At 62.7% G+C, this 7334-nt stretch carries 7 protein-coding genes; 1 reads left to right on the forward strand and 6 read right to left on the reverse strand.

Features of this window, described 5'->3' with window-relative positions; translation table 11 throughout:
• Window positions 1–72 precede the first annotated feature (72 nt).
• The 6 genes from C0606_03715 to C0606_03740 all read right to left on the reverse strand — a co-directional run bounded on the left by C0606_03715 (window position 73) and on the right by C0606_03740 (window position 6582).
• On the reverse strand, window positions 73–486 hold the full coding sequence (locus C0606_03715; protein ID PLX39613.1) for a hypothetical protein: 414 nt from the start codon (window positions 484–486) through the stop codon (window positions 73–75).
• A gap of 76 nt (window positions 487–562) precedes the next feature.
• Window positions 563–1783: a hypothetical protein gene (locus tag C0606_03720; protein PLX39614.1), complete on the reverse strand. Its 1221-nt coding sequence runs from the start codon at window positions 1781–1783 to the stop codon at window positions 563–565.
• Window positions 1641–2402 (reverse strand): hypothetical protein, encoded by a 762-nt coding sequence (locus C0606_03725; protein ID PLX39615.1) that lies wholly within the window; start codon window positions 2400–2402, stop codon window positions 1641–1643. The genes C0606_03720 and C0606_03725 overlap by 143 nt, the downstream gene beginning before the upstream one ends.
• Window positions 2399–3058, reverse strand: a complete 660-nt coding sequence (locus C0606_03730) for a 4Fe-4S ferredoxin (protein PLX39616.1) — start codon at window positions 3056–3058, stop codon at window positions 2399–2401. The genes C0606_03725 and C0606_03730 overlap by 4 nt, the downstream gene beginning before the upstream one ends.
• A gap of 27 nt (window positions 3059–3085) precedes the next feature.
• Window positions 3086–5683 carry a molybdopterin oxidoreductase gene (locus tag C0606_03735; GenBank protein ID PLX39617.1) on the reverse strand — a complete coding sequence of 866 codons (2598 nt, stop codon included), beginning with the start codon at window positions 5681–5683 and terminating at the stop codon, window positions 3086–3088.
• 2 nt (window positions 5684–5685) lie between these two features.
• Window positions 5686–6582 (reverse strand): hypothetical protein, encoded by an 897-nt coding sequence (locus C0606_03740; GenBank protein ID PLX39618.1) that lies wholly within the window; start codon window positions 6580–6582, stop codon window positions 5686–5688.
• 38 nt (window positions 6583–6620) lie between these two features.
• Between C0606_03740 and C0606_03745 the strand changes: the two genes are divergently transcribed.
• Window positions 6621–7334, forward strand: a 714-nt coding sequence (locus C0606_03745) for a hypothetical protein (protein ID PLX39698.1), incomplete at its 3' end; no start/stop codon positions are given.

Below are 7334 nucleotides of genomic sequence, written 5' to 3' on the forward strand. Positions count from 1 at the left end.
TGTCGATGTCCCGTTCCGTATTCCATGCTCCCGCCGTTTGGCCGAAGCGGCCGCGCGGCAGAAATCGTGTCGTTAGCTGTTCGCGCCCGAAAGCGGTTCCTTGTGGTCCGCGTAGAGCAGGCGCATGAGGAAGCTCTCCTCAGGAATTTCGTCGTCCGGCAGCACGGCGATACGCCCGGCCGATTCCGGCAACTCGCCGGAGAACACAACCACCGGCAAAACCACCATCGGCCCGCTGTCGATTTCGAGGAAACGCGCCAGCCAGGCCTTGCGTTCACACGCCGATTTTGAGGCGAGCAGCGCTTCCGCATTGTGGCAGAGGCCACCGCCCGCCTTCGCGAGTTCCGCGATTGCCTCGTCGAGCGCGGTCAGGGGCAGTTGTCCGGCATCGCGTCCATGGGACGCCATTACGCTCTTTCGGAAATCGAAGAACCGCACTCCAAGTGCGTTCGCGGTGATCGCGAAAAGGCTCGGCCTGTAGACCATGCCGGTGACAATGAAATGCCCCGAACGACCTTTTCGCTCCACCGTATCAATCAAATCGCGCAGCCAGGGCGCTTGTTCAGTTTCGCTCGTCACGGATCACCTGATGCAGCTTTGAATACGGATTGTTTACGGCACAGATCGGACACGTTTCACGCGGCGCGACGCCTTGCGAGCGAAGCCGCGTAAACGGCCGGCCACACGCCGGACAGTCCATCTCGACCAATTCAAGGCCGCTTTGCCGGCGGGGTACCAATCCTTCTAGCACAACCGCCTGTTCGGCGCAGATATCAATGCACATGCGGCAACCGGTACAACGCGCCGCATCTACCGCGAGCATCGGGACGTTACGCGACCGCACGAAGGCGAGCGCCCCGTGCGGGCAAATCCGCGCGCACGACCCGCAGGCCGTACAGCGCTCGACGTCGATGATGGGGTGAAACAGGAAGAGCGCACCGTCGCGATCGCACTCGAGCAGCATGAGCGGATCGGCATCCACCGAAGATATGTCGTCGAGCCGCTCCCGAGCCGCCTTGGCAAGCCCGGTGAAGAGGCCGCGTCGCGACAGGCCTTTCTCACTCAACCCCTCGCCGATTTCGGCACGCGCCCGCTCGAACCCCGCTTTGTCGACCGCACGCTTCTCGACCGTCGCACCACCGCGACTGGCCAGCAGCGCATTGGCCGCATACAGCGCGGCTTCGAAACGCTGCGACGAACGCCCCCGGTCACAGTTTTTGCAGTCGCCGCAAAAAACCGAGACTGAGGCAACGCCCATCCGCGCTAAGTCGAGGATGTCGCGCACGCCGAGCGAATGCACACAACGGCGAACGCCAGCACCGCCCGCCGGTGCGACCTGATCGCAGGCAATGAGCGCACCGTCACGCCCGATGCGAGGCAGCGGCACGGTTTCCGCCTCCACGGCCCGCTGCGGACAGGCCGGCAGGCATAGGCCGCATCCATCGCAACGGCTCACATCGATACCGAGCCGCTCGTCGTCGATGATGATCGCATCATGCGGACAGGCATCCGCGCAGGCCCGGCACGACGCATCGCCGATCAGGGCATGAACGCACCGCTCGCCGTTTATATCCGGCGCGAAATCGACGTCGGATCCGCTTGCCGCGGTTGCATGGGCCGGTTCTGCCTGCATGAGACGATTACCACGTGGGGCCAGTGCCCGGCACGAACCGCGATCCGTCACGCGCCTCGTCGGGTTCTTGCTGCGGCGCGATCTTTTCCGCGATCTCCGTGTCCCGCCGCGCCTCACCGGTAGCCGCCACGAGCAAATCCCGCAGTTCATCGAGGTAGCACGCCGTCGCAAGCGCCAGACCGGCGTAGTAGGCCTGCTCGGCCCGCTCCGTCACCCGCCGCGCAAAGGCCTGAATCCATTGCAGGATATGCGCGTCCATGAAGCGGCCTGCATCGATCAGCGCATAGGGCCGATCTTCCTGCGCGATGACATGGGCGAGAAATGCCAGCTGCAGCACCAGATGGTCGTCGGATCTGGTCCGCCAGTTTTCGACCTCGAGCCCATAATGCGCGTACGCCTCGCGGATCTCGAACATCGGTTCCTGCATGACGAGGTTTTCCTCGGTCAGCCAGACCGACTCCGTCGCCGCGACCTTGTAGCGGTAGCCGAGATAGATACGCGCGAAATCAGCCGCCAGCTCATCGAGCGACACCTCATCGAGCGGCTCCGGAAGACCCGCAAGTGCCTCATCGAAAAACGCCAAAGCCTGCCCGGACTCCGGCTTCGTCAGCCGCAATCCGAGCCAGTCCTGGAACGGTGCCTGCCGCAACCGCGCCAGGGACTCCGAATCCGGCTCGCGGTCGTGCAGGACCGCGAGCGTTGTCAGATCCGTGGATATCGCTCGCCGCTCTTCCCGGCCGAGGCCGGCGGACGGCTCTGCTGTACTCACTCAACAGCTCCCTTCGAATGGGGAACGAACACGATGGACGGATTGGTCAGATCCGGGTTCGCCATGTTGCGAACCTGCCGCACGACCTTGTCGTCGGGGCCAAGCGCCTTCGTTTCGTAGGTGCCATCCCGCAACTGGTCGATCGGACCGATGTCCAGCACGCGCATCATGCACGCCATCACGCAATACGGCTTGCGTCCGGCTTCGAGCTCGTCGATGCACATGTTGCACTTCTTGACCAGGCCGTCTTCCGGGTCGAACTGCGGCGCGCCGAACGGACAGGCCGCCTCGCACCGGCGGCAGCCGATGCACAGGGTCGAGTCGATATCGACCACGCCATTGTCCTGCCGCTTGAAGATCGCCCCCGTCGGGCATGTCGGCAAACACGCCGGTTCGGCGCAATGGTTGCACGACATGTTGATCTTGTAGGCGAACACCTCCGGGAAGGTGCCGCCCTCGATATATTGCACGCGGCGGAAACGCGGTCCGGGCGGCAGCCCGTTCTTGTCCTTGCAGGCCATTTCGCAGGCCCGGCAGCCGATGCAATCGACGTTGTTGTGGATGAAGCCAAGCTGCATGTCGGGCACGACCGGAACATAGGTCTCCCTTTTGCGCTTCTTGATGGCTTCCTTGATCACCGCCTTGTCAGTCGCCATGGGTACGGCTCCTTGTCTCGATACAGGTTACATATCGCGCCGGAAGACATGGCTGCGCGAGGTCGCCAGCTTGTCCCAACCGGGGCGGTGCTCAAGTTCACTCTTGCGGATGTCGCACAACACGGTGTTGTACGCGAAAGCACCCGCAGGGCTCGGATTGTCGTCGGTCAGGAAGTCCGGATTACCGGACCGGTCGACGCCATTTTCATCCACGTCCATCCACGCGCCTTCGTGCAGCACGACCACTCCGGGCATGCAGCGCTCCGTCACGTAGGCGGGCACCACGACGCGACCGCGATCGTTGAAGCATTCGACCATGTCGCCCGTCTGGATCCCGAGCTTCTTGGCATCGCTGGCGTTGATCGTGACTTCCTGTTCGTAGGTCTCACGCAGCCAGGGAATGTTGTTGAAGATCGAGTGCGTCCGCCAGCGCGGATGCGGGCTGATCATGTGGTACGGGAATTTCTCCCTCTTCGGATGATTGAGGGATTCCCACGGCTCGATCCACTTCGGGATATACGGGATGTGGTAGCCGTACTGGGTCTTGGTGAAGTCCTGCGTCTGGGCCAGAACCGTCGACAGGATCTCGATCTTGCCGGACGGCGTTCCCCACGGAACCCCTTGCGTCACATTGGCCTTGAAGGCGACATGCGGCTCTGGCAAGCGGAACTTGTAGATGCCGTGCTGCTTGAACTCTTCCCAGCTCATGTCGACGTGCTGGTGTTCCTGCACCTTGTGCCACCAATCCGTCAGATAGGCCTCGTCGACATAGTCGTTGACGAAGAAGTAGTCCCGGTTGGCCTTCGGATTGTAACCCGGGCCAAAGCCGAGCCGATAGGCCAGCTCGGTAAACACCTGCATATCGGTCTTCGACTCGCCGAGCGGCTCGATCACCTTCGGACGGTGGATGTAGTAGTGCCCCTTGTACCAGGGCAGCGCCACGTCGTGCCGCTCGAAGTGCGTCGCGATCGGCAGCAGGTAGTCGGCCCAGATGCCGGTCGGCGTGATGGTCGAGTCCATGCACACCAGCAGGCTCTCGCTCTCGCCCTGCTCGTCCCACTTGCGGATCGCCTGGATTTCCTTGTTGATGTTGGTGAGCTGGTTGAACCAGTCCGACCCCTGCCAGAAAATCCCGCGAATGTTCGGAACCACGCCGTCGTACTGATCGTTGCGCGGCCAAAGGCCCGCTTCCTCGCGCGAAACGTTCGGATAGTTGAGCACGATATGTGCCCACCGGTCCGACTTGATCGAGGCGTACCAGACATTGGAATACTGATCGTACGGATAGGCGACGGCTTCAGAGTGGAACGCCTTGCCAACGCCCTCGGCACATCCGCCGAGCATGCCGATATTGCCGGTCATCGCCTGCAGCGCAGCCGCCATGCGATTGTACTGCTCGCCATAGGCATTGCGGCCCGGCGCCCACGACGCCTTCAGCGCCGCCGGCTTCGTCTTGACGTACATGTCGGCGAGCTTGATGATGTCTTCCGCCGACACACCGCAGATTTCGGCCGCCCATTCGGGCGTCTTCGGCGTCCCGTCATAGGTGCCGAGGATATAGTCCTTGAAGTTCTCGCCGCCCTGGGCCCAGCCCGGCATCGTGCCGGCATCCATGCCCTGGCAGAACTTGTTGATGAACTCCTGGTCCTGCAGGTTGTTGGCGAAGATGTAGTGGGCCATGCCCGCCATCATCGCCGCATCCGTGTTCGGCCGGATCGGAATCCACCACGCATCGTAGGTCGCCGCCGAGTCCGTGTACTGCGGATCGATCACCACGAACTTGCAGCCGCGCTGCTTGGCAAGACGCATGTAGTAGAACGTGTTGCCGCCGTGGAACGTGTAGGCCGGGTTCCAGCCCCACATGATGATCAGCTTGGAATGGGCAAACGCGTCGTCCTCGTTGCCATCTTCGATGGTGCCGAAGGTGATGCGCGAGGAGAACGTCGTACCCTGATAGGACGGCACCGACCACGAGCTGGTGCGGCAGCCGAACATGCCGAGGAACCGGCCGAGCAGACCCTCGATCTGGTCGGACTTGTGCAGAACGCCGTAGGACGCGCCGGCATAGGACTGGTCGAGCAGCGCCTGCGGGCCATACTTGTTCTTCAGATAGACCATCTTTTCGGAGATCTCGGTCAGCGCCTGATCCCACGAAATACGCTTGAACTTGCCCTCGCCACGCTTGCCGACCCGTTTCATCGGGTAAAGCAACCGCTCGGCAGAATAGAGGCGGACGCGATAGGACCGGCCGCGCAGACAGGCGCGCAGCTGCGGCTCCTCTTCCGTGTCCTTGCCGAAGGCGCCGTCTTTCTGATAGCGCCCGTCATCGGTCGACAGGCGGACGATGACATCGCCCTTCTTGTGCGCGACCAGCGCATGACGCGAGCCGCAGTTGTGCGCGCAGCTGGTGACGACCGTCTCCAGTTCGTCGTCGCGCGGATAGGGTTCGTAGGCGAAGGCAGCCGCTTCCCTGGCGCCGGCGATCGGCAACAGGCCACTGGTCAGTGCCGCCGAGCCCGTCTGCAGAAATGTGCGGCGATTGACGTTGAACACCGAGCTCAGGCCACCCGCAGGTTTCGATCCAGTCACGTCCCGCTCCCTTGAATCTGATGCGTTTCCGGGCATTTTCACTTCGCCTCCGTCTTGCGGAAGCGGGCCTCGGACTCGGTCGGACGATCTTTTGCCCAATCCGGGATTTCTTCGTCCATGTCGGGCCAGGCGTGGCGCGGATACGGATAGGAGATACGATACCAGGCACGTCCACCGTGACAGCCGTAGCAGACGTCGGAGCCTTTCTTGGCCGCCTCTTCGATAGCTTCGGCGTTCAAGTAGGTCACCTGATGGCGGACCGTGCGAAACAATTCCTCGTGACAGGACAGACAGCCATTCGGAGACTCTTCGTCCTCGAGGTCGGCACGGAATTCATGCCACGGGCCGGTGCCCATCAGCTCGTAGTCATACTGGCCATGGCAGCGCAGGCAGGTCGTTTCCGGATTGACCATCTTGCGCAGCGTGAAAGCCCCTGCTTCGGCGCCCGCAACATGCGGCCCGGGCGACTCTTCGCGCGGATCGTTGCCCTGATGGCAGAACGTGCACGACAGGTTCATCACCTGCTTCGCGAAAGGCGATGTCAGGTGGCGCTGATGGAAGGTCATCTGGTCGCCCGAATAGGTGTCGAGCGTCTGATACCAGGCCAGCGTTTCCGACGCCTTGACGCCGGCGGGCGACGCCTCTTGCGGCGTGCGCTCGAGAATTTCCTTGTGACAAGCGAGGCAGTCCTCGTCGGTCGCTTTATCGATCGCCGGCTTGAAATGGATCGGATCCCAGCGCGCGCTGTCATAGCTCTTCGCCGGAGACGTTTCCGCCGGTGCCGCCTTCGCCGTATCCGCGGCGGCAACCACGATCGGCTTCTGCGCCGCGCCGGCATCGGAACCGGCCCACACCGCGCTACCCGCCGACGCCAATGCCAAGATCGCGCCAGCCGTACCGGCCGCGGCAATAGAAAGAAGTGTCGTGCGCCTCATGGCTCACCTGACCAATTGTTTTTTCCAGGAAAAATGGCGTGGGGAAGGACGAACCAGGGAATGTCACTCCCCCACGCCGTTCGGTTCAGCACTCAGAAGAACGGGTTAGTTCTTCTTGGCGTTCCCCGACATTCCGGACATGCCGCCCATGCCCGACATACCGGACATGCCGCCCATGCCAGACATGCCGCCCATGCCAGACATACCGCTCATGCCGCCCATGCCGGACATGCCGCCCATACCGGACATTCCGCTCATGCCGCCCATGCCCGACATGCCGCCCATGCCGGACATTCCCGACATGCCGCCCATACCGGACATGCCGCTCATGCCACCCATGCCGGACATGCCGCTCTGGCCGTAGGTCCACTGGGTGCAGACCCAGCCGCCACCCTTGCCAGCCATACCGCTCATGCCGCCCATGCCGGACATACCAGACATGCCGCCCATGCCGGACATACCAGACATGCCGCCCATGCCGGACATACCAGACATGCCACCCATGCCGGACATTCCGCCCATGCCGGACATTCCGCCCATGCCGGACATTCCGCCCATGCCGCTCATGCCGGACATGCCACCCATGCCGGACATTCCGCCCATGCCAGACATGCCACCCATGCCGGACATTCCGCCCATGCCGGACATACCAGACATGCCACCCATGCCGGACATACCAGACATGCCGCCCATGCCGGACATACCAGACATGCCACCCATGCCGGACATTCCGCCCATGCCGGACATTCCGC

It is taken from the genome of Hyphomicrobiales bacterium, assembly GCA_002869065.1.
Lineage (GTDB): Bacteria > Pseudomonadota > Alphaproteobacteria > Rhizobiales > Rhodobiaceae > Rhodobium.